This window comes from Phenylobacterium sp. (assembly GCF_036563285.1).
Taxonomy (GTDB): domain Bacteria; phylum Pseudomonadota; class Alphaproteobacteria; order Caulobacterales; family Caulobacteraceae; genus Phenylobacterium.
Genome location: NZ_DATCMR010000011.1, coordinates 343250 through 368703 on the forward strand (window position 1 = coordinate 343250; position 25454 = coordinate 368703).

Annotated in this window: 24 protein-coding genes; 11 read left to right on the top strand and 13 right to left on the bottom strand. The window is 69.6% G+C overall.

The features are described 5' to 3' along the window. Window positions 1-8: 8 nt before the first annotated feature. Entirely contained in the window at window positions 9-620 is a 612-nt protein-coding gene (locus VIL76_RS12380; RefSeq protein WP_332045340.1) for a beta/gamma crystallin-related protein, read from the bottom strand. Window positions 621-700: 80 nt separating this feature from the next. Between VIL76_RS12380 and rlmH the strand changes: the two genes are divergently transcribed. The 6 genes from rlmH to VIL76_RS12410 all read left to right on the top strand — a co-directional run bounded on the left by rlmH (window position 701) and on the right by VIL76_RS12410 (window position 6027). Then, window positions 701-1165, top strand: a complete 465-nt coding sequence (gene rlmH, locus VIL76_RS12385) for a 23S rRNA (pseudouridine(1915)-N(3))-methyltransferase RlmH (RefSeq protein ID WP_332045341.1) — start codon at window positions 701-703, stop codon at window positions 1163-1165. Further along, window positions 1165-2031: a murein hydrolase activator EnvC family protein gene (locus VIL76_RS12390; RefSeq protein ID WP_332045342.1), complete on the top strand. Its 867-nt coding sequence runs from the start codon at window positions 1165-1167 to the stop codon at window positions 2029-2031. The genes rlmH and VIL76_RS12390 overlap by 1 nt, the downstream gene beginning before the upstream one ends. 76 nt (window positions 2032-2107) lie before the next feature. Further along, on the top strand, window positions 2108-3493 hold the full coding sequence (locus VIL76_RS12395; RefSeq protein WP_332045343.1) for a S41 family peptidase: 1386 nt from the start codon (window positions 2108-2110) through the stop codon (window positions 3491-3493). Between the two features lie 157 nt (window positions 3494-3650). Further along, window positions 3651-4775, top strand: coding sequence for a divergent polysaccharide deacetylase family protein (locus VIL76_RS12400; protein ID WP_332046495.1), 1125 nt, complete (start codon window positions 3651-3653; stop codon window positions 4773-4775). Further along, window positions 4772-5260: an RNA pyrophosphohydrolase gene (locus VIL76_RS12405; protein WP_332045344.1), complete on the top strand. Its 489-nt coding sequence runs from the start codon at window positions 4772-4774 to the stop codon at window positions 5258-5260. The genes VIL76_RS12400 and VIL76_RS12405 overlap by 4 nt, the downstream gene beginning before the upstream one ends. A gap of 8 nt (window positions 5261-5268) precedes the next feature. Then, the gene (locus VIL76_RS12410; RefSeq protein WP_332045345.1) at window positions 5269-6027 is read left to right on the top strand and encodes an alpha/beta hydrolase; all 759 of its coding nucleotides are present in this window, start codon (window positions 5269-5271) and stop codon (window positions 6025-6027) included. On the opposite strand, the gene sugE is transcribed toward VIL76_RS12410, so the two are convergent. The 7 genes from sugE to VIL76_RS12445 all read right to left on the bottom strand — a co-directional run bounded on the left by sugE (window position 6024) and on the right by VIL76_RS12445 (window position 11991). Beyond that, complete coding sequence (gene sugE / locus VIL76_RS12415; RefSeq protein ID WP_332045346.1) at window positions 6024-6350, bottom strand: quaternary ammonium compound efflux SMR transporter SugE; 327 nt, start codon at window positions 6348-6350, stop codon at window positions 6024-6026. The genes VIL76_RS12410 and sugE overlap by 4 nt on opposite strands. 75 nt (window positions 6351-6425) lie before the next feature. Then, window positions 6426-7091, bottom strand: a complete 666-nt coding sequence (locus tag VIL76_RS12420; RefSeq protein WP_332045347.1) for a hypothetical protein — start codon at window positions 7089-7091, stop codon at window positions 6426-6428. Between the two features lie 87 nt (window positions 7092-7178). After that, a complete protein-coding gene (locus tag VIL76_RS12425; RefSeq protein ID WP_332045348.1) occupies window positions 7179-7442 on the bottom strand; it encodes an ATP synthase F1 subunit epsilon in 264 nt (87 codons plus the stop codon). Window positions 7443-7448: 6 nt separating this feature from the next. Continuing rightward, the gene (atpD, locus tag VIL76_RS12430; protein WP_414695431.1) at window positions 7449-8978 is read right to left on the bottom strand and encodes a F0F1 ATP synthase subunit beta; all 1530 of its coding nucleotides are present in this window, start codon (window positions 8976-8978) and stop codon (window positions 7449-7451) included. 18 nt (window positions 8979-8996) lie between these two features. Beyond that, window positions 8997-9869 (bottom strand): F0F1 ATP synthase subunit gamma, encoded by an 873-nt coding sequence (locus VIL76_RS12435; RefSeq protein ID WP_332045349.1) that lies wholly within the window; start codon window positions 9867-9869, stop codon window positions 8997-8999. 29 nt (window positions 9870-9898) lie between these two features. Further along, the gene (gene atpA / locus VIL76_RS12440; protein ID WP_332045350.1) at window positions 9899-11431 is read right to left on the bottom strand and encodes a F0F1 ATP synthase subunit alpha; all 1533 of its coding nucleotides are present in this window, start codon (window positions 11429-11431) and stop codon (window positions 9899-9901) included. 5 nt (window positions 11432-11436) lie between these two features. Further along, entirely contained in the window at window positions 11437-11991 is a 555-nt protein-coding gene (locus VIL76_RS12445) for a F0F1 ATP synthase subunit delta (RefSeq protein ID WP_332045351.1), read from the bottom strand. 489 nt (window positions 11992-12480) lie between these two features. Here VIL76_RS12445 and VIL76_RS12450 point away from each other — a divergent pair, with 489 nt between their 5' ends. After that, window positions 12481-16455, top strand: coding sequence for a type I secretion C-terminal target domain-containing protein (locus VIL76_RS12450; RefSeq protein ID WP_332045352.1), 3975 nt, complete (start codon window positions 12481-12483; stop codon window positions 16453-16455). Between the two features lie 70 nt (window positions 16456-16525). On the opposite strand, the gene VIL76_RS12455 is transcribed toward VIL76_RS12450, so the two are convergent. After that, window positions 16526-16867: a CC_3452 family protein gene (locus VIL76_RS12455; RefSeq protein ID WP_332045353.1), complete on the bottom strand. Its 342-nt coding sequence runs from the start codon at window positions 16865-16867 to the stop codon at window positions 16526-16528. A gap of 291 nt (window positions 16868-17158) precedes the next feature. Between VIL76_RS12455 and VIL76_RS12460 the strand changes: the two genes are divergently transcribed. After that, window positions 17159-19153, top strand: coding sequence for a penicillin-binding protein 1A (locus VIL76_RS12460; RefSeq protein WP_332045354.1), 1995 nt, complete (start codon window positions 17159-17161; stop codon window positions 19151-19153). Between the two features lie 80 nt (window positions 19154-19233). After that, window positions 19234-20145: a hypothetical protein gene (locus VIL76_RS12465; RefSeq protein WP_332045355.1), complete on the top strand. Its 912-nt coding sequence runs from the start codon at window positions 19234-19236 to the stop codon at window positions 20143-20145. On the opposite strand, the gene VIL76_RS12470 is transcribed toward VIL76_RS12465, so the two are convergent. The 3 genes from VIL76_RS12470 to VIL76_RS12480 form a co-directional block, all read right to left on the bottom strand. Beyond that, complete coding sequence (locus VIL76_RS12470; RefSeq protein ID WP_332045356.1) at window positions 20142-20882, bottom strand: SprT family zinc-dependent metalloprotease; 741 nt, start codon at window positions 20880-20882, stop codon at window positions 20142-20144. The genes VIL76_RS12465 and VIL76_RS12470 overlap by 4 nt on opposite strands. Before the next feature lie 9 nt (window positions 20883-20891). Further along, window positions 20892-22163, bottom strand: a complete 1272-nt coding sequence (locus VIL76_RS12475) for a polyhydroxyalkanoate depolymerase (RefSeq protein ID WP_332045357.1) — start codon at window positions 22161-22163, stop codon at window positions 20892-20894. 140 nt (window positions 22164-22303) lie between these two features. After that, on the bottom strand, window positions 22304-22915 hold the full coding sequence (locus VIL76_RS12480; protein WP_332045358.1) for an SCO family protein: 612 nt from the start codon (window positions 22913-22915) through the stop codon (window positions 22304-22306). A 47-nt stretch (window positions 22916-22962) separates the two neighbouring features. Between VIL76_RS12480 and VIL76_RS12485 the strand changes: the two genes are divergently transcribed. Together VIL76_RS12485 and VIL76_RS12490 are read left to right on the top strand one after the other, a co-directional pair. Then, window positions 22963-24327 carry an ActS/PrrB/RegB family redox-sensitive histidine kinase gene (locus VIL76_RS12485; protein ID WP_332045359.1) on the top strand — a complete coding sequence of 455 codons (1365 nt, stop codon included), beginning with the start codon at window positions 22963-22965 and terminating at the stop codon, window positions 24325-24327. An 84-nt stretch (window positions 24328-24411) separates the two neighbouring features. Then, window positions 24412-24969, top strand: a complete 558-nt coding sequence (locus VIL76_RS12490; RefSeq protein ID WP_332045360.1) for an ActR/PrrA/RegA family redox response regulator transcription factor — start codon at window positions 24412-24414, stop codon at window positions 24967-24969. A gap of 3 nt (window positions 24970-24972) precedes the next feature. Here the strand turns inward: VIL76_RS12490 and mmcB are convergent, their stop codons facing one another. Then, entirely contained in the window at window positions 24973-25431 is a 459-nt protein-coding gene (mmcB, locus tag VIL76_RS12495; protein WP_332045361.1) for a DNA repair putative endonuclease MmcB, read from the bottom strand. Window positions 25432-25454: the final 23 nt, after the last annotated feature.

The following is a 25454-nucleotide window of genomic DNA, read 5'->3' on the forward strand; positions in this document are numbered from 1 at the left end:
AGGCCGGTTCAGTAGATCGGGCGCAGCGAGGAGATCCCCTCCAGCCCAAGGCGGCGGGTGTCGGAGATGCTCGCCGTCACGGTCCGGCAGGGGCCGCGGAAGTTGGCGTGCTCGCAGATTTCCCACGGGCCCGAGCGACGGCCGAGGCGGATGGAGCGCACCCGGTCATTTAGGCCGAGCTGGTCGAGGTTCGGGACCTCGCCCTCGACCTGCAGGGATGGCCCCCGCGAGTTGCGGCCGGAGAAGATCGTCACCGCGTCGCGGCCGTAGCCTCCGCGCTGGCCGTAGCGCTGGCCGTCGCGATAGCGCGGGTCCTGCCCGTAGGCCGGGGCGCGGCCGTACTCGGGCGCGGGACTGTAGGCCGGCCCGCGTGGGGCAGCCGCCGAGCCCGGCCCGCCGCAGACGAGGCCGCCGTCCGGCCCGATACCGATGTCGGTGGAGCAGCTCAGCACATTGATTGAGGACACTGCGCCGCGACAGCGGGCGTGGAGGAACTGCCCCTCCATGCGGATGTCCGTGCACTGGCGCTGGTAGCTGCCCGGCGGGGGCGCGTTGTAGGGCTGAGCGACGGCCGCGCCGGCGAGGGTCAGGGTGGCGGCAGCGGCGAGAAGGGTCTTCATCTGAGCAGCTCCAAGAGTCGTCCCGCCGACTAAACGCGGCCGAGCTTGGAAGGTGGCGGCGCGCGCCCTATCCGTAGGGCGTGAGGATCGTCATCGTCGCCATCGGCCGGCTGGCCAAGTCTCCGGAGACGGATCTGGTGAAGACCTATGTGGAGCGCGCCACCAACGCGGGCCGGGGGCTCAGCCTCGGTCCCGTCGACCTCGTCGAGGTGGAGAGCCGCAAGCCCGGCAAGGCCGCGGAGGCCGAAGCCTTGAAGCCTCACCTTGAGGGCGCTCACGTGATCGCGTGCGACGAACATGGGACCGCCCGCGCCTCCCGCGCGTTTGCCGCAGAGCTGGAGCGCCTGAGGGACCAAGGGGTGCGCAAACTCGCCTTCGTGATCGGCGGGGCCGACGGGCTCGATCCGGGCCTGCTGGCGGCCGCCCAGGGCAAGCTCGCGTTCGGGCCGCAGACCTGGCCGCACGCCCTGGCGCGGGTCTTGCTGGCGGAGCAGGTGTATCGGGCCGTGTCGATCCTCGGCGGCTCGCCCTATCATCGGGACTGATGCGCCACGCACTCGCCCTCCCCGCGGCCTTGCTCGCCCCCCTCCTGCTCCTGGGGAGCATGGGCGTGGTGGCTCTGGCCCAGACGGGGGACAAGCTGGCGCGGCTGAACCTGCAGGAGACCGAGCTCTCCGCCGAGCAGGCCCAGAACATGAGCGAGCTGGCCCGTCTCCTTTCGGTGCTGCAGCAGATCCGCCGCGACCCGCCGCCCGCCCTGCTTGTGTCACCTCAGGACGCCAAGGAGGCGGTGCGCGCCGCGATCCTCGTCAAGGCGATGACTCCGGAACTGCAGCGCCGCGCCCAGGGCTACGCCTCGGCAGCGGGCGAAATGGCGCGCCAGCGCCGGCTGGCGGCGATTCAGAGCGAGGCCCTGTTCTCCCGCGAGAGCCTGGCCGCCGACGCCGCCCCGGAGCCATCGGGGCCGGACCTGGGGCTGCGCGGGCCCACCGCGCCGCAACACCTGTCCGATGCGGCCATCATCCCGCCATCGCAGCTCTCTATGCCGGTCTCCGGACCGGTGATCCGCAGGTTCGGCGACCCGCTCGCCGGGGGCGGGCGGTCCAACGGACTGACGCTGGCTGCGCCGAAGGGGGCGCGGGTGGCGAGCCCCGGAACCGGCCTCGTCCAGTACGTGGGCCCGGTGAAGGGCTGGGGCGTGATTGTGATTTTAAGACTGGCGGGCGGCTACCATCTTGTGCTTGCTGGTCTTGATCGAACGTCGGTCAACGTCGGACAATCCGTCGCGCCGGGGCAGCCTGTCGGATGGATGGCCGATGGTCGACAGTCGACCTCGGAGCTCTATCTGGAGGTCCGGGAACAAGGCTCGCCGGTGGACCCGGCGCGCTGGCTGGGCAGATCTACAGGGTGAGCGTCCGCGTGGAGGCGCCCCTAAGGCCAGTTTTGAAAGCGGCCCGAAAAGCCGCAAAGGGAGCGTGTAGCGCGCGATGAAGAAGTATCTCCTGATCGGCGTCTCGGCCTTCGTGCTCGGCGCAGGCTCCATGGCCTACCTCAGCCAGCAGGCCATCGCAGGCGCACAGCCGCGCGCGGCCACCTATCGCATGCTGGGCCTGTTCGGCGACGTGCTCGACACCGTCGAGCGCCAGTACGTCACCGAAGTGGACGACAAGAAGCTGATCCAGGCCGCCATCGACGGGATGCTCACCTCGCTGGACCCGCACTCCGGCTACCTCGACCCCGAGAGCTTCGACGACATGCGTGACCAGACGCGCGGCGAGTACGGCGGGCTCGGCATCGAGGTCACCAACGAGGACGGCGTGGTGAAGGTGATCACGCCGATGGACGACACCCCTGCCGCCAAGGCCGGGCTGAAGGCCGGCGACTACATCACCGCGGTGAACGGCGAGAGCGTGCTCGGCCTGTCCGTCAACGAGGCCGTCAAGCAGATGCGCGGCCGGCCCGGCGAGGCCGTGACGCTGACCATCGCCCGCGAAAAAAGCGATCCCTTCGACGTGAAGCTGCTGCGCGAGGTGATCAAGCCGCGCTCGGCCAAGGCGTCGATGGAAGGCGAGTACGGCGTGCTGCGCGTCTCCGCCTTCAACGAGAAGACCACCGACGAGGCCCAGGAAGCCTTCGCAAAGCTGAAGGCGGCCAACCCCAAGATGAAGGGGCTGATCCTCGACCTGCGCAACAACCCGGGCGGCCTGCTCGACCAGGCGGTCGGGATCTCCGACCTGTTCCTGGAAGGCGGCGAGATCGTGTCCCAGCGCGGCCGCGATCCGCGCGACGTGGAGCGCTACAACGCCCGGCCGGGCGACATCACCGGCGGCCTGCCAATGGTGGTGCTGATCAACTCAGGTTCCGCGTCAGCGGCTGAAATCGTTGCCGGCGCCCTGCAGGACAGGAAGCGCGCCGAGCTGGTGGGCCTCACCTCCTTCGGCAAGGGCTCGGTGCAGACCGTGATCCCGCTGCGCGGCGGCATGGACGGGGCGCTGAAGCTGACGACGGCGCGCTACTTCACACCGTCGGGCCGCTCGATCCAGAAGACCGGCATCGAGCCGGACCTCGAGGTCGCCTCCAGCCGCGAGGAGGCCCAGAACATCGCCAACCGCGCCTTCCTGTTCTCGGAAGCGACGTTCCGCAACGCCCTGAACGCCGACGAGGGCAAGGTGCGCCGCGGCGCCCACGAGCCGGCAGAGGCGCCGCCGGAAAGCTTCGACGAGAAGAAGGACTTCCAGCTCGCCCGCGCCGCCGAGGTGCTGAAGTACGGCTCGGTCGCGGCCGTGCCGAAGCTGCCGAAGCCCACGCCCAAGATGGCCGGCATCGTCGCGCCCAAGGCCCGCGTGGCCGAGGCCAAGCCGGTCCAGAAGTAGGGCTGAGGCTCAAGAACGCAGAAGGGGCGGCCGGCAACGGCCGCCTTTTTTGTTTGGCCACGAACAATGCGGCTTCGCCGCGGTCCGGCGCGCGCGTCTCAGCGCTTCATTAACCATATCGCCGGAGGCTGGGACGAGGAGTTTCCCTACCTTGGCGATGATTGCGATCCCCCGTCTGCAGGCGCCGGCGTTCAGCGGCGCGAAGCTGCGCGAGGCGCTGTCTGCCCCTTGGGTCGGGCCGACAGCGGCGGCGGGGCTGCTGGCCGGCGCGATGGCGACCATGCTGGCGATGATCGGACCCGTGGGCGGGGCCGGCGCGCCCGTCGTGAAGACCTCGCTGTCGTCGGTGTTCAGGAAGGCGCCGCAGGGGTGGCGCCAGGCGCTGACCGCCCCGCACGGCCTGACCATCACCGAGGACGTGGTGCGGCTCTCCGAGCGCCCGCTGGCGCCGATGGCTAGCCAGGGCTGGAACGCCGCGGTCCGGCGGGTGCCCGTCATGGCCGGTGGGCCGCTGCCGCCGGCGCCGATCGCCGGCTTCTTCGCACCGGGGCCCGGGGGGCCGCTGCCGATCATCGCCCAGGACGGACGCACCCCGTTCGAGGCCTATGCGAGGCCTTTCGCATCGAACGGCCGACCGAAGGTGGCGCTGGTGATCGGCGGGCTGGGACTCAACGCCCGGGCCACCCAGCAGGCGATCCAGACGCTGCGGCCCGAGATCACCCTGTCCTTCGTCCCCTATGCCGAGGGGCTGCAGGGCTGGATCGACATGGCGCGCGCGCACGGCCACGAGGTGCTGCTCGAGACGCCGATGGAGCCGATCGACTATCCGGACAACGACCCGGGGCCCTACACCCTGATGGCGGAGGCCGAGGCGCCGGAGACCTCGAAGAAGCTGGAGTGGATTCTGTCGCGGGCCACCGGCTACTTCGGCCTGACCAACTACCTGGGCTCGCGCTTCCTGGCCGACGAGAAGGCCTACGGCGCCTTCGCGGCGGCGGCGCGGGGCCGGGGGCTCGGCTTCATTGACGACGGCTCGGCGGCGCGCCGCGGCGGGGAGATCCCCCGCGCAACGGCCGAGCGGGTGATCGACGACCAGCTATCGCAGGCCGCCATCGACCAGCAGCTGCTGGCCTTGGAGGCGAGCGCCTTGCAACGCGGCCAGGCGCTGGGCTCCGGCTTCGCCTATCCGGTCACCCTGGAGAAGGTGGCCCGCTGGGCCGCGGCGGTCGAGGAGCGGGGCTACCAGCTCGCACCCGCCTCGGCGCTGGCCGCCAAGCGGTGACCCCGGACGACGACCTCCCCCATCACCGGCCGAACGTGGGGGTGGTGCTCTTTCATCGCGACGGGCGGGTCTGGTTCGGCCGGCGCGCCGGCACGCCGGGTCCCCACAACTGGCAGTTCCCGCAGGGCGGCGTGGACGAAGGGGAGGACCTGGAGGCGGCGGCCCGCCGCGAGCTTCAGGAAGAGACCGGCGCCCGCACTGCGACGCTGCTGGGCCGCACCGACGGCTGGATCGTCTACGACTTCCCGCCGGGCATGCCGCCTCACCAAAGCCGCAACTGGAAGGGCCAGAAGCAGGTGTGGTTCGCCTTCCGCTTCGAAGGCGACGACGCCGAGTTCGACCTGGCTGCCCACCACGAGCCGGAGTTCGACGCTTGGCGATGGGGCTACCTCGACGAGGCGCCTGCCCTGATCGTGCCGTTCAAGCGCGGAGCCTACCAAGAGGTCGCGCGCGCGTTTGCGCACCTCGCCGCCAAGCGGGCATAAAGGCCCGCATGACCCACATCGTGATGGTGCACGGCGCCTTCTGCGGCGGCTGGGCCTTCGAGCGCTTCCGCGAGCCATTCGAGGCGCGCGGTTACTCCGTGGCCGCCCCGGACCTGCGCGGCCACGCGCTTGGCGAGCCATCGTCTGCGGTGAGCGGCTGCTCGATGAGCGAATATGCCCGCGACATCGCCGACCTCTGCGCGGGCTTCGGCGAGCCGCCGGTGCTAGTCGGCCACTCCCTGGGCGGACTGGTGGGCCAGCTGGCGGCGCGGCGTACGAAGCTCAAGGCGCTCGTGCTGCTCGCCCCCTCGCCGCCGTGGGGCGTGGCGGGCTCAAGCCTGGAGGAGGCGGTCACCGCGTTCGGCGTGCAGATGCTGAGTTCGCTCAGCGGCGCGGTCGAGCCGGACCGGGACGTGATGCGCCGCTACAGCCTCGACCGCATGCCGCCGGCCGAGCGGGAGGCGATCGTCGCGCGCCTGCGCGCTGAGAGCGCGTTGGCGCTGCGCCAGACGCTGAACTGGTGGCTGGACCCGTTCATGACCACCAGCGTGGGGCCTGGGCCGCTGCCGGGGCCCGTGCTGGCGCTGGGTGGCGAGACCGACACCGTGCACCCGTCGCAGACCGTGGCCGCCACGGCGGAGCGGGTCGGCGCGACCTGCGAGGTGCTGCCCGGCATGAGCCACTGGCTGATCGGCGAGCCCGGCTGGGACGTGGTCGCCGAGCGCGTGATCCGCTGGCTGGCGGACGAGGCTCGCGCCGCCGCCTAGGCGCCTTCGCGGGTGACCAGCTTCAGGCCGACGATGCCGGCCAGGATCAGGCCGACGCAGAACAGGCGCGCGACCGTCGCCGGCTCCTTGAAGAGCACGATGCCGAGGATGACCGTGCCGGCCGCGCCGATGCCCGTCCACACCGCGTAGGCGGTGCCGATCGGAAGCGTGCGCACCGCTACGCCGAGCAGGCCCATGCTCGCGACCAGGCTGACGCCCGTGAGCGCTGTCGGCACGAGGCGCGTGAAGCCCTCGGTGTACTTCAGGCCGATGGCCCAGCCGATCTCGAACAGGCCGGCCACGAAGAGGATGATCCACGCCATCTGGGGCCCCCGCATACGAAGAGCGCGCCGGGGGCTGCCCGGCGCGCTGGAAACGATCCGCCGATCCGCGTCGGCTTAGAACTTGCGCTCCTGGTAGTACAGGATGCCGCGGTCGTAGGCCTTGTGCACCGGGGTGTCGTCGGCCTTGCGCTCGACGGTGAAGTTCACCGCGGTCGAGGCGTTCGCCTCCAGATGCTCCCACGACTTGCGGACGCGCTTTAGGCCGTCCGGGTCGGTGTTGACGTAGTTGGCCTGCAGGATCAGCTCGGGCTGGTGCAGGAAGGACCAGACGTTAAGCGCGCTGACGATCGGCGCATCCTGGCCGATCGGGTAGCGGACCTCGGCGCGGCAGACGTCCTTCTGGGAGTACTGCGGCAGCACGATGATCACGTGGTTCTTGTCCCCGGTGCCCAAGGAGGTGGTCCAGGTGCCGTCGCGCTTGTTCTGCTTGAAGCCCATGCCCTTCGCGGTCTGGTCGGGGCTCTGGCCGCGCACCGCCGGAACGCAGATGCGCTCCAGGATCTGCAGGACGGCGGCTCCCGTGCCGGTCGTCGGCAGGGTCGGAGCCGGCGGGGCGGCCTCGGCGGCGGGCGGCGTAGCCGTCGCGGCGGGCGGGGCCGGGGTGGTCGCCGCAGGCGGAGCCTGGGTGGCGGGCGTGGCGGGCTGGGCCGCCTGATCCTGGGCCTGGGCGGCGGTAGCGAGGCCGGCCGCGAGGACCAGGCTGGCGAGAGCGGTACGCATTGAAGGTTTCCCCTGACTTTTCGGCTGCATGAAACGTGAGCCAGGCGTCATGCGCAAGGCCTGACGGCGCCGAAAATTAGGCCTGTACTATGCAGCTTCCTGGGCGTGCTCGGCCAGCACGGTCAGGCCTTCGGGGGTCACATCTGCGAAACCGCCGCGGACGTCGAACACCCGCACCTGGCCGTCGTTGTGCACCCGCACCTGGCCTTCCTTCAGCGCCGTCATGAATGGCGCGTGGCCGGCCAGGACCCCGAAGTCGCCTTCGGAGCCCGGCGCGTCGACCTGGTCCACGAGCCCGGAGAAGAGCTCGCGTTCCGGGGAGACCAGCGAGAAGTGGAGCTTGTCGGCCATCGGTCCCTAGGCTTCCGACGCCAGCTGCTCGGCCTTGGCCACGGCTTCTTCGATGGCGCCGACCATGTAGAAGGCCGGCTCCGGCAGGTGGTCATACTCGCCGTCGACGATCGCCTTGAACGAGCGGATCGTGTCGGCCAGGTCGACGAACTTGCCCGGCTGGTTGGTGAAGGCTTCGGCCACGTGGAAGGGCTGCGACAGGAAGCGGCTGATCTTCCGGGCGCGGGCGACGATCATCTTGTCGTCTTCGGACAGCTCGTCCATGCCGAGGATGGCGATGATGTCCTTCAGCGCCTTGTACTGCTGCAGCACTTCCTGCACGCGGCGGGCGACGGTGTAGTGCTCCTCGCCGATCACCAGCGGGTCCATGATCCGCGAGGTGGAGTCGAGCGGGTCCACGGCCGGGAAGATGCCCTGGGCGGCGATGTCGCGGCTCAGCACCGTGGTGGCGTCCAGGTGGGCGAAGGAGGTGGCCGGCGCCGGGTCGGTCAGGTCGTCGGCGGGCACGTAGATGGCCTGCACCGAGGTGATCGAGCCCTTGGCCGTGGAGGTGATGCGCTCCTGCAGGTTGCCCATCTCGGTGGCGAGCGTCGGCTGATAGCCCACCGCCGAGGGGATGCGGCCCAGCAGCGCCGACACTTCCGAGCCGGCCTGGGTGAAGCGGAAGATGTTGTCGATGAACAGCAGGACGTCCTTGCCCTCCTGGTCGCGGAAGTACTCGGCCTGGGCGAGGCCGGTCAGGGCGACGCGGGCGCGGGCGCCCGGGGGCTCGTTCATCTGGCCGTAGACCAGGGCGCACTTGGAGCCCTCGGTGGAGCCGGACTTGCGAGGGTCCACGTTCACGTTGGACTCGATCATCTCGTGGTAGAGGTCGTTCCCTTCACGGGTCCGCTCGCCCACGCCCGCCAGCACGGAGTAGCCCCCGTAGGCCTTGGCGATGTTGTTGATCAGCTCCTGCATGGTCACGGTCTTGCCGACGCCGGCGCCGCCGAACAGACCGATCTTGCCGCCCTTCGTGTAGGGGCAGAGCAGGTCGATGACCTTGATGCCCGTGACCAGCACTTCGGCCGAGGTGGACTGCTCGGCGAAGGACGGGGCCTCGCGGTGGATCGGCGAGGTGAACTCGGTGGAAATCGGGCCGGCCTCGTCGATCGGGTCGCCGATGACGTTCATAATCCGGCCGAGCGTGGCCGGGCCGACAGGCACCGTGATCGGGCGGCCAGTGTCGACCACCGGCTGGCCGCGGGTCAGGCCCTCGGTGGTGTCCATGGCGATGGTGCGCACGGTGTTCTCGCCCAGGTGCTGGGCCACCTCGAGCACCAGGCGGAACGGCTCGCCGGTACGCTGGTCGGTGTTGGTGGTCTCCAGCGCGTTCATGATCGCCGGCAGGTGGCCTTCGAACTCGACGTCGCACACGGCGCCGATGATCTGGACGATGCGGCCGGTGGCGACGCCCTGCGCGGCGACCGGCGCGGCGGTGGCGCCGGCGGCCTTGGCGGGGGTCTTGCGGGTGCGCTTGGCGGGAGCTTCAGACATGGCGGTTTCTTTCGGTAGCTAGAGCGCTTCGGCGCCGGAGATGATCTCGATCAGCTCCTTGGTGATCTGCGCCTGGCGTGAGCGGTTGTACTGCAGGGTGAGGCTGGCGATCATGTCGCCGGCGTTGCGGGTGGCGTTGTCCATCGCCGTCATCTGGGCGGCGAAGAAGCCGGCCTGGTTCTCCAGCATGGCGGAGAACAGCTGGGTGGTGATGTTGCGCGGCAGCAGCGCCTCGAGGATCGCGCCTTCTTCCGGCTCGTACTCGTAGGCCGCGCCCTTCAGGTCGATGGCGGGGCCGCCGCCTTCCACCTCGGCGGGGATCAACTGCTTGGCGGTCGGGGTCTGGGTGACCACCGACTTGAAGCGGCTGTAGAACAGGGTGACGACGTCCACGTCGCCGGCCTCGAACAACTCCTGGATGCGCTGCGAGACCTCCTCGGCCACCGCCAGAGAGGGGCTGCCGCCCACTTCGAACGTGCCCACCGCGCGGTCCCCGTACAGACGGCGCAACTGGTCGCGGGCCTTGCGGCCGACCGTCAGGATACGGACGTCCTTGCCTTCGCTGAGGAGGCTCGAGATACGCTCGCGCGCAGCGCGCACGATGGAGGAGTTGAAGCCGCCGGCGAGGCCGCGGTCGGAAGTCGCCACTACGACGAGGTGGCGCCGGTCCTGTCCCGTGCCGACCAGCAGGCGCGGCGCGCCGTCGCCGGTCACGCCCGCCGCCAGGTTGGCGATCACGGCCGCCATGCGCGTGGCATAGGGGCGCGCGTTCTGGGCGGCGTCCTGCGCTTTGCGCAGCTTCGCCGCCGCCACCATCTGCATCGCCTTCGTGATCTTCTGCGTGGCTTTCACGCTTCCGATCCGATTGCGCATCTCCTTGAGGCTGGCCATCGCCGGCTACTTTCTCCGTCGGCCAGGTCTTAGGCGAAGTTGTCGGCGAAGGCGGAGAGCACCTGCTTCAGGCGATCTTCGACGGGGCCGAGGTCCTTCTTGGTGCGGATCTCGTCGAGGATGTCCTGGTGCTTGCCGTGCATGTGGCTGAGCAGCTCGGACTCGAAGCGGCCGACCTGGTTGGTCGGGACCTTGTCGAGGTAGCCGCGGGTGCCGGCGTAGACGCTGACGACCTGCTCTTCCACGGCCAGCGGGGAGTACTGCGGCTGCTTCAGGAGCTCGGTCAGGCGCTCGCCGCGCGCCAGCATGCGCTGGGTAGCGACGTCGAGGTCGGAGCCGAACTTCGCGAAGGCTGCCATCTCGCGGTACTGGGCGAGCTCGCCCTTGATGGGCCCGGCCGCGGTCTTCATCGCCTTGATCTGGGCCGAGGAGCCCACGCGCGACACCGAGATGCCGACGTTCACGGCCGGGCGGATGCCCTGGAAGAACAGGTCGGTCTCGAGGAAGATCTGGCCGTCGGTGATCGAGATCACGTTGGTCGGGATGTAGGCCGACACGTCGTTGGCCTGGGTCTCGATGAGCGGCAGGGCCGTCAGCGAACCGGAGCCGTTCTCCTCGTTCAGCTTCGCCGCGCGCTCCAGCAGGCGGCTATGCAGGTAGAACACGTCGCCCGGATAGGCTTCGCGGCCCGGCGGGCGGCGCAGCAGCAGCGACATCTGCCGGTAGGCGACGGCCTGCTTGGAAAGGTCGTCGTAGATGATCACGGCATGCATGCCGTTGTCGCGGAACCACTCGCCCATGGCGCAGCCGGCGAAGGGCGCCAGGAACTGCAGCGGGGCCGGCTCCGAGGCGGTGGCCGAGACCACGATCGTGTAGTCCAGCGCGCCGCGCTCCTCGAGCGTCTTGACAATCTGGGCGACCGTCGAGCGCTTCTGGCCGATGGCGACGTAGATGCAATAGAGCTTGGCGCTCTCGTCGCCCGAGGCGTTGACCTGCTTCTGGTTCAGGATGGCGTCGATGGCCACCGCCGTCTTGCCGGTCTGGCGGTCGCCGATGATCAGCTCGCGCTGGCCGCGGCCGATCGGGATCAGGGTGTCGATCGCCTTCAGGCCGGTCTGCACCGGCTCGTGCACGCTCTTGCGCGGGATGATGCCCGGAGCCTTCACGTCCACGCGGCGGCGCTCGGCCACGCCGGTCAGCGGGCCCTTGCCGTCGATCGGCTCGCCCAGGGGATTGACGACGCGGCCCAGCAGCGCCTTGCCCACCGGCACGTCCACAATCTCGCCGAGGCGGCGGACTTCGTCGCCTTCCTTGATCTGCTGGTCCTGGCCGAAGATCACGACGCCGACGTTGTCGCGCTCCAGGTTCAGCGCCATGCCCTTCACGCCGGCGGAGGGGAACTCCACCATTTCGCCGGCCTGGACGTTGTCGAGGCCGAACACGCGGGCGATGCCGTCACCGACGGAGAGGACGGAGCCGACGTCGGAGACGTCAGCTTCCTCGCCGAAGTTGGCGATCTGCGACTTCAGGATGGCCGAAATTTCGGCGGCGCGGATATCCATGGATCTTACGCTCTCTTGAGGGCGAACTTGAGGGAATCGAGCTTCGACTTCAGCGAAGCGTCGAACAGACGGGATCCGACCCGCACCTTGATGCCGCCGAGGATGGCGGGATCGACGCGGGTCTCGATTTCAGGGTCCTTGCCGAGCGCCTGGCGGAGCGCGGCCGCCACGCCCTTGGACTGGGCGGGCGTCAGGGGGACGGCGGTGGTCACCTGGGCGGAGACCACGCCGCGGGCGTTTGCAGATAGGCGCTCGAAGGCCGAAATGACAGAGGGCAGCGCCGCGACGCGCCCGTTGGCCGACAGAAGACCCAGGAACTTCTTGGTCGTCGGGTGGAACTGCGCCTTGTCGGCGATGGCCGCCAGCCCCTTTCCCTTCGCCTCGGCGTCGAAGGACGGCGAGTTAAGCAGGATCTGCAGGTCGCGGCTGTCGGCGAGCGCCGCCTTCAGTGACTTGAGGTCGGCCTCGACGGCCGGAATCTGGTTCTGCTCATTCGCGAGATCGAACAGGGCCTGGGCATATCTGCCACCCACGTTCGAAGCCTGTGAATCGTCCGCCACTTAAATGTCCGCCCGGTGCGTGTCATGTGGGCCGCCGCGGGTTCTTCCGCTGCAACCTAAAGGCTTGAAAGCGCTCAGGAAAAGCACTTCGGAAACAAGGGCCTGAAAGACCCCCGGCCCAAAGCCGCGCGCCTGATAGCACGCGACCTCCCGCACCGCAACCAAGGGGGATGACCCAGCCGTCGAGGATTTGTCACGAGGCCTGTGAGAGCCCGGATCTAATCCCGGGCTGGGGGAACACAGTCCGCCTACCGGTGGGCGGTTCAAGCGTGGCCAGACGAAGAACGGCGACCTGATGCTGATCGACGACGCACCCATGCGCTGGGCGACCGCGCTGCCGCGCCGTGGCGCTTGTTACAGTGACGCCATACCTCACATTCGATTGACCTCCTCCACCCAGGGAACATTCCGGACGCGGCCCATGTTGGCGGGGCAAAACGGGCGCGCCGTCCCCTCGGGCGACCCGTCGTGCTGGCTGGGAGAATTCCGATGGCGGTGGAGACGATCGCGACGACTGATGGCGGGCGCGTGGACTACTGGGTCGAACAGGACCCGAACTCGACGTTCCGGGGGGTGATCCACGCCCAGAAGTACGGCAGCGCCGGCCAAAAGCTCGGAGCGGAGTTCACCACCCAGGTGAACACCACCGAAAAGTACCAGGTCTACGCGCTCAGCAACGGCGGCTACGTCGTAGGCGCCACCAACAACACCATGGACGGCCTCACCCTGGTGGGCGGCGTCTTCGGCGCCGACGGGACCCAGCTAAGGTCGCTGTTCGGCGGGTCGCAGTGGGACCTGGAGGTCTCCCCCGACGGCGGCTTCCTGGTGGGCTCGATCACCACGGTTCACCATGGCATGACGGTTCCGGACGCGCGGCTGCAGCTCTACGACAACACGGGCCAGGTGGTGCGCACGGCCACCATTTCGGCCAAGGCCGGTCCCGAGATCACGGTCGACGCGGAAGGCGACTTCCATGCCACCTGGACGGACCGGGGCGGCAATTCCCACACACTTGAGATCGACCCGCAGAATCCTCCGGCGTTCACGCCCCCGCCGCCGCCGCCGTCGGTGGCGTGGGTGGACAACGTGGGCGCCACCCAAGGCGTCTATAGCGGGGGCGGAGGCACGGACGACGCGACCCCCACCGTTCGCATCGGCGTCTCCCAGGTCGGCTGGGTGGCGTACGAGATCGCCTATTCCAGCGGGTTCGGCACAAATGCGCCGACCAATCCCAGCAACTTCGTCCAGGTCACGCCGGAAGACGTTGCGAGGGGATACGTCGAGATCGCCGTCACCTCGCCGCTGTCGGACAACAATTATGAGCTGGCCGCGCGCTTCGAGAACGCCGACGGCCTGGTGAGCGCCGAGCGGTCGATTCCCATGCGGGTCGACACCCAGGCGCCGGGCGCGCCTGTCCTGGCGAAGGCGGCCGACAACGTCGGGGCGCAACAGGGTGACATCTCCAACGGCGCCACCACGGACGACACCACCCCTGCAGTCCATATTCCGCTCACGGGCATCGGCGTGCAGTGGCTCGACAAGGTGCTGGTCTTCGACAACGGCCAGCAGGTGAACATCTTCCACATCGGCCAGGAGGACGTGCAGCGCGGCTACATCACCTGGACGCCGACGCTCAGCAACGGCCAGCACGCGCTGACCGCGCAGGTGGCCGACTTCGCCGGCAACATCGGGCCAGCCTCGCAGGCTTTCAACCTGACCATAGCCGCCGACGCGCCGCGGGTGACCGGATCGGACTTCGCCGTGGACGAAGGCGATCTGCCGAAGGGGACCCATCCCAACGCCGCCGCGCTGACCAAGAGCGGCGCCGTCACGATCACCGCCTCGGCCGCCATCGACGACGTGGTCTTCGACGGCGTGACCGTCGTGCGCGATGGGGTGTTCACGGCGGCCGACATTCAGACACTGGGCGGGGTCCTGAAGATCACCGGCTGGGACGCCGCGGCCGGCAAGCTGAGCTGGTCGTACACCCTCCAGAGCCCGGTCTTCCACGACCGTGTTGCTGACAATGGCGCGAACGACTTCACCGTGCGGGACTTCTTCACGGTCACCGCCACGGACGTGAACGGCGCGACCGGCGGGACGCACATGGTCCTCAGCGTCACCGACGACAATCCTAACGGCGGCGGCGAGGGCGCGACCGCCACGGCGGGCGGCCCGGCGGTGACCGGCAACATTCTGGCCAACGACAGGTTCGGGGGAGACGGCGGCAGCATCACCACCGTGTCCGGCCAGGGCGGCAACACCTTCGACAACACCTACGACGGCAACGGCAATCTCGTGGTCGAGGGCCGCTTCGGCACGCTGACGCTCCACCAGTCGGGCAACTATAGCTATGCGGCCAGGGCAGGGGTCGCGGACGGCTCGCGCGACACCTTCCAGTATGTGCTGCGCGACGCCGACGGCGACGGCGTGCCCGGCAAGTTCCCCCTGGAGCTCAGCATCACCGTTCAGGGCGGCAGCGGCTCGTCGGGGCAGGTGATCAACTCGCCCGGGCCGGGCTCGACGCTTACCGGCGGAGCCGGCGCCGACACCCTGAACGCCAGCCGGGGTCCGGATGTGCTCACCGGTGGCGGATCCGGCGACGTCTTCGCGTGGGCGGATGTCCCCTGGAGCGCTGCGCGCGTCACCGACTTCGTGGTCGGGACGGACCGGCTCAACCTCACCGGCGCCCTGTCCGACGTGGGCTATACCGGCTCGGACCCCGTGGCCGACGGATACATCCGCATCATCAACTCCAACTCCGGCACGGCGATCTATCTCGACAGCGACGGCCGCGGGACCGCCGACCAGTGGGGCAGCCACATCATCACCCTCGACGGCGTCTACGGCGGCGGCGAGCGCTTCGGAACCAGCTATCTCACCTGGTCCCAGCTTAGCGGCGGCTCCAGTCCGCCGCCTCCCCCGCCACAGCCCTCGGTCGGCTTCTACTCAAGCAACTACCTCGGCCAGAACGAGGGCTCGAGCGGCGTCACGACGATGCGCTTCACGGTGAACCGGCAGGGCGACACGAGTGGCCAGACGACCGTTCAGTACTCGGTGGTCGGCGCCGGCAGCACGCCGGCCGACGCCGCGGACTTTTCGGGCGGCGCGATGCCCTCAGGGACGCTCACCTTCGCGGCGGGCGAGACCACGAAGTTCATCGACATCGCCGTGGCCGGCGACAGCTCGGTGGAGCCCAACGAGGGCTTCGCGATCAACCTCCAGAACGTCACCGGCGGGACGCTCGGCCCATCCGCCGCGCGGGGCGACATCCTCAACGACGACAGCACCCAGCCGCCGCCTCAGGGCGAAGGCCGGGTGATCATCTCGCAACGCTATGGCGACACCCTGGTGGGCGGCTCCGGCGCCGACACCCTGCTGGCCGGCCGCGGTCCCGACCAGATGACCGGCGGCGGCGCGGGCGACGTCTTCATCATCCGCGAGACGCCCTGGAACGCTGGGGTGATCACGGACTTCGCGGTGGGGACCGACAAGCTCGACCTCTCGGAGCTGCTCGCCGACAACGGCTACACCGGCTCCGATCCGGTGGCCGACGGCTGGGTGCGCTTCGAGCAGACCTCCGGCGGCGCCCGCGTGCTGGTGGACACCGATGGTAGGGCCAGCGGCAACACCATCTGGTTCAACATCACCACCCTTCAGGGGGTCTCGGCCTCGGGCCTCACCTGGGCGGGTCTCGGCAGCGGAACGGGCCAGCCGCCGCCGCCGAGCGCGACCCAGATCGGCTTCACAGGCCAGGGTCAGGTGCAGCCGGAAGGCGGCGCGACCACGACCACCATCTACCAGTACACGGTCACCCGCACCGGCGACACGTCGGGGACCTCCAGCGCTCAGTGGAGTGTGATGGGCACAGGCGCCAACAAGGCCGACGCCGCCGATTTTGTGGGCGGGGTGCTGCCCGCCGGCACGGTGACCTTCGCGCCCGGCGAAACGAGCAAGGTCGTCGAGGTGCGGGTCGCGGGCGACACGGCGCTGGAGCCGGACGAGGACTTCTCCGTCTCGCTCTCCAACGCCTCAGGCGCGAGCTTCGGGATCGCGGCGATCGGCGGGCGCATCGTCAATGACGACAACCCGACCGGCCAGGTGCTGGTCTCCGACCAATACGGCGACACCCTGCAGGGCGGCGACGGGCACGACACCCTGATCGCCGGCCGCGGCCCCGACCAACTGACCGGCGGCGCCGGACGCGACCACTTCGTGTTCAATGACACGCCGTGGAACGCCGGCCGGATCACCGACTTCACGGCGGGTGTGGACAAGCTGGACCTCTCCGGCCTGTTCGACGCCTCGCCCGGCGGCTCGGTGGAGTTCCGCTCGGACAGCCAGGGCAATACACAGGCCTATTTCGACCGAGACGCGCCCAACGCCGGCGACTGGCCGTTCCTGATCACGACCCTCACCGGCGTTTCGCCGGGGCAGATCGGGGCGGGAGACTGGATCGCCTAAAGAAAAGGGCGCCGGATCGCTCCGGCGCCCTTAGTGACAGAGCTCTAGAGAGAGCTGCTGGGAGAGCGGCTTACTGCTTGGCGAGCTGCGGGCCGGCGCCGGCCTTGGCGATCGCGGTCGCGTTGCAGTCGGCGAGGCGGTCGGCCTCGAAGCTTTTGCGGGCGCCGAAGCTGACCACCGGACCGACCTTGGACGCGATCGCCTTGCAGGCGCCGGTGCTGAAGGTCTGGGACATCGGCGCGCTGGCCACGCAGGTGTCGGCTTCGCAGACGAACATGGCGCCGCCCGCGATGAACTTGGTCTTCTCGGCCACAGGGGCCTGCAGCTTGGCGGTGACAGGTTCGGCCGCGAGCGCGGCGCCGGCGGCGAGGGTGGAGGCGGCCACGCAGGCCGCGAGGAGTTGGAGCTTCATTGAGCCCTCCAGGCGTTTCGGGGAGTGTGCGGCGTCCCTGCTCAAGACGCCGGCCTCGTCCGCACCGTGGCTCGACGCCGGTATCCCCACCGAACGTCGCGACGCGAACTAAGCATCGCTAAGATAACAGTGTTAAGATCGGGCGCAACCGCAAATTTCGCAGCGCCGCTATGCGCCAATGCACAGCGGTGGCGCGGGTGGCGCGTTCATGCCTCGTCAACCTTGTTGGCTGTTCGGTGCCAGTGATAAGGAACGCCCCGGCCGGGGGCGGCTACCAGGCAGGACGACGACATGGCCAATGCGCAGTCGCCGGGACCAGGGGGTCGCGGTCCGAGCGAGCCCCGCCCGAAGCGATCGCCCCTCCAGGCGCTGCTCTACTGGACCATGGTCCTGGGGGTCTGGGGCCTGATCTTCATCGTCGCCTTCTTCGCGGTTTTCGCCGTCGACCTGCCTGACACCTCGAAGCTCTACGACGTCAAGCGCCAGCCCTCGATCTCCTACCTGGACCGCTCAGGCGCCCTGGTCGCGGTGCGCGGCAGCCAGTACGCGCCCCCGGTCGACCTGGATCGCCTGCCGGACCATGTGCCCAAGGCGTTCATCGCCATCGAGGACCGCTGGTACTACTACCACTTCGGCTTCAACCCCTGGGGCATCGCCCGCTCGCAGATCTACAACCTGACCCACCGCGGCAAGGGCGGGCCCCTGCGCGGCGGCTCGACGATCAGCCAGCAGCTGGCGCGCAACCTCTTCCTGACGCCGAACCAGACCTACCGCCGCAAGGCCCAGGAGCTGATCCTGGCGATCTGGCTGGAGGCCCGGTTCTCCAAGAAACAGATCCTCGAGCTCTATCTGAACCGCGTCTATTTCGGCGCGGGGGCCTACGGCATCGAGGCCGCCTCCCAGCGCTACTTCGGCAAGCCCGCCTCGAGGCTGACCCTCGGCGAGAGCGCGCTGCTGGCCGGCATGATGAAGGGGCCATCGCGCTATTCGCCGGTGGCCGCCACCGACCGGGCCGCGCGGCGCGCGACGATCGTGCTCGACGAGATGGTCCGCAACAAGTTCATCACCCCGGCCGAGCGCGAACAGGCCTTCCAGACCAAGGTACGCGTCAACCCGGTGCTCGCCAATCAGCGCGCGCAGTACTTCACCGACTGGGTGGACGACCAGGTCCGCAGCCTGGTGGGGGAGCCCACCGAGGACCTGGTGGTGGAGACCACCCTCGACCTGCCGCTGCAGGCCGCCGCCGAGCTCTCCGTCCAGAAGGGCGTCGCCGCGGCCGAGAGCCAGGGGGTGCAACAGGCAGCGCTGATCGCCATCGACGGCGAGGGCCGCATCCGCGCCTACGTCGGCGGGGTGAACTACCTGCAGAGCCAGTTCGACCGGGCGACCCAGGCGCGGCGCCAGGCGGGCTCGGCCTTCAAGCCGTTCGTCTACCTGACGGCGATGGAGGCCGGCCGCACCCCGGAGACGCCGGTCGTCGACGAGCCGGTGAAGATCGGCAACTGGACGCCGCGCAACTACACCGGCCAGTACCTGGGGCCGATCACCCTGGAAAAGGCGCTGGAGCAGTCCATCAACACGGTGGCCGCGCGGCTGGCCAACGAGGTGGGCACCTCCAACGTGGCGGCCACGGCGAGGCGGCTGGGCATTTCCTCGCCGATCCAGCTCGACCCGTCCATGGCCCTCGGCGCGGTCGAGGTGAGCCCGCTGGAGATGGCCCAGGCCTACGCCCCGTTCGCGAACGGCGGCTTCATGGCCAGGGGGTACGGGGTGGAGCGGATCCGCACGGCCAGCGGCCGCGTGCTCTACGACCACGGCGTCGACAAGCCGCCGCGGACCCCCGTCATCGGCCAGCCGGCGCTCGCCTACATGGGCCAGATGATGCGCCGGGTGATCGACGCCGGCACCGGCACGCGGGCCAATGTCCCCAACTACGACCTGGCTGGGAAGACCGGCACGACGAGCGACTACAAGGATGCGTGGTTCGTTGGCTACACAGGCGGCTTCGTCACCGCCGTGTGGGTCGGCAAGGACGACAACAAGCCGATGAAGCGCGTGACCGGCGGCGGCGCCCCCGCAGGCATCTGGCACGACTTCATGGCTGCCGCCCTGCCCCGGCTACGCGTGCAGCCGATCCCGGGATCGGTGGTGCAGCCGCCGCCGCAGCCGCTGGAGGACCCTGAAACGTTCGTCGAAGGCGAGCCGCCGTTGCAGGATCCCGAGGCGCCGCCGCCCTCGGCCTTCGACGAGACGCCGCGCGTCCGGCGCGAAGATCCGCCTTTCTAGTCCCCAATCTGAGTACCAAATCCCGTCGTGCGGCCTCTGGGCGCCTTGTGGATAAGCCCCGCTTGCGGTGATCCGGTCCCATGAGCCCGATCCCGCCCCCGGCGAGCCAGGTGACCCTGCGCGACATGATGATCGCCAAGCCGTCGCTGGCGTTCGCGCTGGACGTGGCGGCGGGCGGGGTCGGCGATCTGAAGCCGCTGGATGGGCTGATCGTGCTGGCCGTCAACCAGGCCAACATCGCCCCGCTGCGGCGGGATCCAGAGGCCCGCGAGCGCTACGGCTCGCTGGACGCGCCGGCCAGGGACGACGAGCGACGTCGCGTGAGCGTCAGCGCCATCGCCACCTCGCTGAGCCTGCCGTTCGAGACGGTGCGCCAGCGCATCAGGCGGCTGACGGAGCATGGGGCCTGCGCCGTCGGACCGGACGGCGTCTATGTGCCCGCGAGCTTCCTGTCGTCCGCACGCTACCTCGCCAGCGTGCTCTTCGCCTACGGCCGGCTCAAGATGATGTACGAGGAGCTGGCCCGGCAGGACCTGATCGGCCGGATGCCCAAGCCCAACTACGACACCTCCGAGGCCGAGCCGATCCGCGGCGCCGCCGGCCTGGTGGCCGACTACGTCCTGCGGGTGACCGAGCCGTTCCGCGCCGAAGCCGGCGACGTGGTCTCGACCCTCATGCTGATGGCGCTGGTGGTCGAGACCCTGGCCAGGGAAGAGGACGAGACGCCGCCGCTCTCCACCCGCGCCCTGGCCGAGCGGCTGAAGCTGCCGGCCGAGACGGCGCGCCGCCACGTCAACGGCCTGGTCGAGGCCGGCCTCGCCGTCCGCCGCGGTCGCGGCCTGGTGCTCAGCCGAGCCGCCCTGCACAGTCCGCGGATGACGCTCCTGCTGATGCAGAACCCTGTGCACGTGAAGCGCCTGCTCGACGGCCTTGCCGAGCGGGGCATAGTCGCCTCCTGGGTGGGCCCAGCCTCGAAGGCCGAGGTCGCCTAGACCCGTCCGAAGGCGTGCAGCCGGGCTCCGTGCTCGCGCAGCCAGGCGCGGTGGCGCCGCTCGTCGCCAATCAGGGTCTTCACGTGGGCCCAGAACTTCGGGCCGTGGTTCATTTCCAGCAGGTGGGCGCACTCGTGGGCGGCGACATAGTCGGCCACCGCGAAGGGCGCGAGCGCAAGACGCCAGGAATAGCGGATCGACGCCGGCATCCCGCGCGTCGTGGGCCTGCAGGAGCCCCACCGGGCCTTGGCGTCCGTGAGCGTGACCTTCGGCATCGGCGCGCCCAGCCGCGCCGCATGGACGGCCGTGCGTTCGCTCAGCACCGCCAGCGCGCGTTTGCGGATCATCAGGATCACGGCGCGGGCGTAGCCTTCGCCCTCTCCCATGGCGGCGATGCGATGCGGCTCGGTCTCCGTAGCCTCGATCCACTTCGCCCGGCCCTCCCCTGCTTCGAGGCGTACCGGCTCGCCCAAGACCTCGATGGTCATGCCGGGATGGACGGGTGAGGCGTCGGGCAGCTCGGCCATGCGGTCGGCGATCCAGCCCGCGCGCTCGCGGGCGAAGGCGGCGGCTTCCGAGAGCCGGCGGGCTGAGGGCGCGGTGGCCACGATCATGCGCTTCGTGCGGTCGAGCCGCAGCGACACGCGGCGCGCACGCCGGTGCACTTTCAGGGTCACGACGGCGCCGGCCACCTCAAGCCGGTCGCCATCGGCGAACGCGCGGCCGAAGGGACTCATGGTCCCTAGTTAGGCGGCGACTCGGGCTTTGTCGAAGCGACGATCCGCCGTGCGCACGAAGGCGCGGACGCGCGGGTAGATCTCCTCGCGGAACCGGCGGCCGTTGAAGACGCCGTAGTGGCCGACGTGCGGCTGGACGTAGTCTTCCTTCAGCTCGTCCGGCAGGCCCGAACAGAGGGTGTGGGCCGCCTGGGTCTGGCCGATGCCGGAGATATCGTCCATCTCGCCCTCGACGGTGAGCAGGCCGATGTCGGTGATCAGCTCCGGGCGAACCGGGCGGCCGCGGTGCACGAGCTCGCCCTTCGGCAGCAGGTAGCGCTGGAACACCACGTCGACGGTCTGGAGGTAGAACTCCTCCGTAAGGTCGAGGACGGAGAGGTACTCGTCATAGAACTTCAGGTGCTGGTCGGCGCTGTCGCCGTCGCCCGCCATCAGCTGCTGCAGGTAGCGCAGGTGCGCCTCCTGGTGCTTCTCGAGGTTCATGGACATGAAACTGGCGAGCTGCACGAAGCCCGGATAGACGCGCCGGCCCAGGCCCGCGTACGGCGCGGGCACGGTGTAGATCATGTTCGACTCGAACCAGGCGAACGGCCTCTCCTCGGCCAGCTTGTTGGTCACCGTGGGCGACAGGCGCGCATCGATCGGCGAGCCCATGAAGGTCATGGTGGCGGGCCGGCTCTCGTCGCCGTCCTCCGCCATCAGGGCCGCGGCGGCCAGCACGGGCGGGCCGGGCTGGCAGACGGCCACCACGTGCGGGCGCGGACCGAGCAGCTGCAGCATCTTGCGGACGTGGTCGATGTAGTCGTGGAAGTCGAACCGGCCCTCGGAGATCGGCACCTCGCGCGCGTTGGTCCATTCGGTGATGAACACCTCATGGTCCTGCAGGAAGGCCTCGACCGTGCCGCGCAGCAGGGTGGCGTAGTGGCCGGAGAGCGGCGCCACGATCAGCACCGCCGGCTCCAGCTCGCGCCGGCCAGCCTTTCGCATGTCGGCCATGTCGCGGCTGAAGTGGGTGAGCTTCACCCACGGGCTCGACCACACCTCGGTGGGCCGCACCCGCACGGGCTGGCCATCGATCTTCACGCTGTCGACGCCCCACGCCGGCTTGCCGTAGCGGCGGGTCAGGTTCGCGAACAGGTCGGCGCCCGCATAGAGGCTGCGGCCGAACTCGGTGTCGGCCGCCGGATTGAGCGGCGAGCTCCAGAAGTCGCGCGTCATCCGCGCCGCCATCCGGAGCGGAGTCGAGCCGTAATAGCCGGCCTCGTAGAGGGTGTAGAGCAAGTCGCCGCTCCTTTGTGCGCCGCAGCATTAACATGCGAACGGTTAAACGGATGCACAAGGTAAAGCTTGATTCTGCGCCGCAGCGACTTGCCGAGTTCCTGACCAGCGTTGGATGAACCGTGGGCGCTGTGCGCCGCCGGTCAGCAGGAGCGGGCGCGGGGTCCTTGCTGCATCGCGGCCCGGACCTTCTTGGCGATCACGTCCGGTGGCGTGTTGTAGGGGATGGCGCAGGTGAACTCGCCTCGCGGGTTCATCAGGTAGGTCACGGTGGAGTGGTTGACCGTGTAGTCCGCACCCTCGCCGGCCTTCTGGTGGAACACGCGGTAGACGCCGGCCGCGGCGTCCACCTGCTGCGGCGAGCCGGTCAGCCCCCAGGCCTTCTGCGGGAACGACCCGTTGGAGAGGTAGGTGGCCATCTGCTGCGGCGTGTCGCGCCCGGGATCCACGGAGATCAGCACCGTCTGGAAGTCCTTCGCCTCCGCGCCCAGGGCTTTTTCCGCCTGTCCCAGGGCGAACATGGTCGTCGGGCAGACGTCCGGGCAGTAGGTGAAGCCGAAAAAGACCGCGCTCCACTTGCCCTTCAGCAGCCGTTCGTCGACGGTGCGCCCCGTCTGGTCCACCAGCTGGAACGGTCCGCCCACGGCGGCGGTTTGCGGCTTGGTGGCGAGGATGCCCGAGCGGACGGCGAGGCCGGTCAGAATGGCGAAGGCGAGCGCCAGGACAGCGAGGATGGCGAGTGTTCGACGGCTCATGCCTGGGTCCTTAGCGCGTCTTACTCGCGATAGGCAGGCCCCTGCGCATGGCTAACCCGGCCAAGGCGCCCACCGCCGCCATCGTCGACGCCGCCGGCCTGCACGGCGAGGTGGAGGCCGACAGCGTCGGCGTCCGCCGCAGCCAGCTACGGGTCCGCACCCTCGTCACCCTGCGCTGGATGATCATCGCCGGCGAAGTGCTGCTGCTGCTCGTGGTGGGCCTGGGCCTGAACTACCATGCCCCCTATCCCCTTTGCTTCGCCGTGGTCGGCGCCGCGGCCTGGATCAACCTGCTCACCGGCGTGGCCTCGCCGGGCCAGCGGATCTTCGCGGACGGCGAGGCAACGGCCCAGCTCGCCGTGGACGTGGTGCAGATCTCCGCCCTGGTGTTCCTCACTGGCGGCACGGCCAACCCCTTCGTCCTGCTGCTGATCGCGCCGGTGACGCTGGCGGCGGCCACCCTGCCGGCCTGGCCGGTGGCCACGCTGGGGGCGCTGGCGGCGGCGGCCTCGGTGCTGCTCGCCTTCTTCGCCATGCCGCTGCCCGAGGCGCCAGGCGCGGACAGCCTCATCCCGCAGAGCTACCGGATCGGCGCGGCCATCGCCAACATGGCCGGCATCGCCCTGATCGCCGGCTACGTACGCCAGGCGGCCGAGGAGTCGGCCCGCATGGCGCTGGCGCTGGACGTGACCCAGGCGGTGCTCGCCCGCGAACAGCGGCTCTCGGCCCTGGGCGCCCTGGCCGCCGCCGCCGCGCACGAGCTCGGCACGCCGCTCGCCACCATCTCCATCGTCTCCAAGGAGATGATGCGCGAGGCGCCGACGCCGCAGGTGAAGGAGGACGCCGAACTGCTCATGGCCCAGGCCGAGCGCTGCCGCGAGATCCTCAAGCGCCTCTCCGAGACACCGGAAAAGGCCTCCGACGAGGTGCACGAGCGCATGAGCCTGCGGCAGCTTGTGCACGAGGTGATCGAGCCCCACGCATCGGTGAAGGACGTCCGCGTCGAGGCCATCGTCACCGGCGCGTCCGGGGTGAAGGCGCCGGACATCTGGCGCTTCCCGGAGATCACCCACGCCATGACCTCCTTCGTCGAGAACGCCGTCGACTTCGCCAATTCCGAGGTGCTGGTCTCGGCCCGCTTCGACGCCGAGACGGTCTCCATCGAGGTCCGCGACGACGGCCCCGGCTTCGCGCCCGAGATCCTGGCCAAGCTGGGCGAGCCCTATGTGACCTCCCGGCCGGGAGTCGAGGGCGGGCGCACCGGCCACATCGGCATGGGCCTGGGCTTCTTCATCTCGAAGACCCTGTTGGAACGGACAGGGGCTGTTGTGACGTTTCAGAACGGACGGCCGAGAGGGGCGGTTGTATCCGCACGCTGGCCTCGATCTAGGATTGAGGTGGGAGCCGGTTGACGGCGCAGTTTCAATTGCCGAAAGGTAAGAACCTGCGACAGGATGCCGCGCCAAGTAGAGGGACCCCGCAAACGGGGTGACTGCATGACCGATCTTTCCTCCGACGTCGCCGCCCTGCCGGACAAGTCGCTGCTGGTGCTCGACGACGACGCCCCCCTGCGGACCCGCCTGGGCCGGGCGCTCGAGCAGCGCGGCTTCGAGCCTACGCTGGTCGGCAGCGTCCAGGAGGCGCTGACAGCGGTGAAGTCGCGGCCGCCCGCCTTTGCGGTGCTGGACATGCGGCTGGAGGACGGCTCGGGGCTGAAGGTGGTGGAGGCGGTGCGCGACGCCCGGCCCGACGCCCGCATCATCATGCTCACCGGCTACGGCAACATCGCCACCGCCGTGCAGGCGGTGAAGGCCGGCGCGGTGGACTACCTCTCGAAACCCGCCGACGCCGACGACGTGGCCCGCGCCCTGCTGGCCAAGGGCGACTCCTCGCCGGCCCCGCCCGAGAACCCGATGAGCGCCGACCGGGTTCGCTGGGAGCACATCCAGCGCGTCTACGAGCTCTGCAACCACAACGTCTCGGAGACCGCGCGCCGCCTCAACATGCACCGCCGCACGTTGCAGCGGATCCTCGCCAAGCGCGCGCCGCGCTAACCGCTATTCGAGCAGGTTGGTCTGCACGCCGGCGGCGCGCATCGCCGCGAGCCGCCCGAACGCCAAGGTGAGCGCCTTGCGCCGCGCCCCGGCCAGCGCAACGGCCGGCGCCTCGCGCAGCACGGCGCCGCCGAACCCGTCGGCCACGATCAGACCCGGCTCCTGCGGCAGGATCTCGCGCGGGAACTCCGGGGGCACGGCGAAGGCGAAGGCGTCGCAGTAGGGCTCGTACTCCTGCCATTTCTGGTCGACCCGGAAGTCGTCGACGCAGGACTTCACCTCGACGATGAAGATCTGCCCCTTGGGCCCGAGCGCCATAAGGTCGGCGCGCCGGCCGTTCGGCAGGGTGACCTCGGCCAGCGGGGCATAGCCCAGCGCCGTCAGGAGCCGCGCCGCCCCGCGGGTGACGGACGCGGTGGTCTCGGGACGCGAGACGGAAACGACGGTGACGGCGACGTCCATGCCGGCACCTTGTTCCGCCTTCG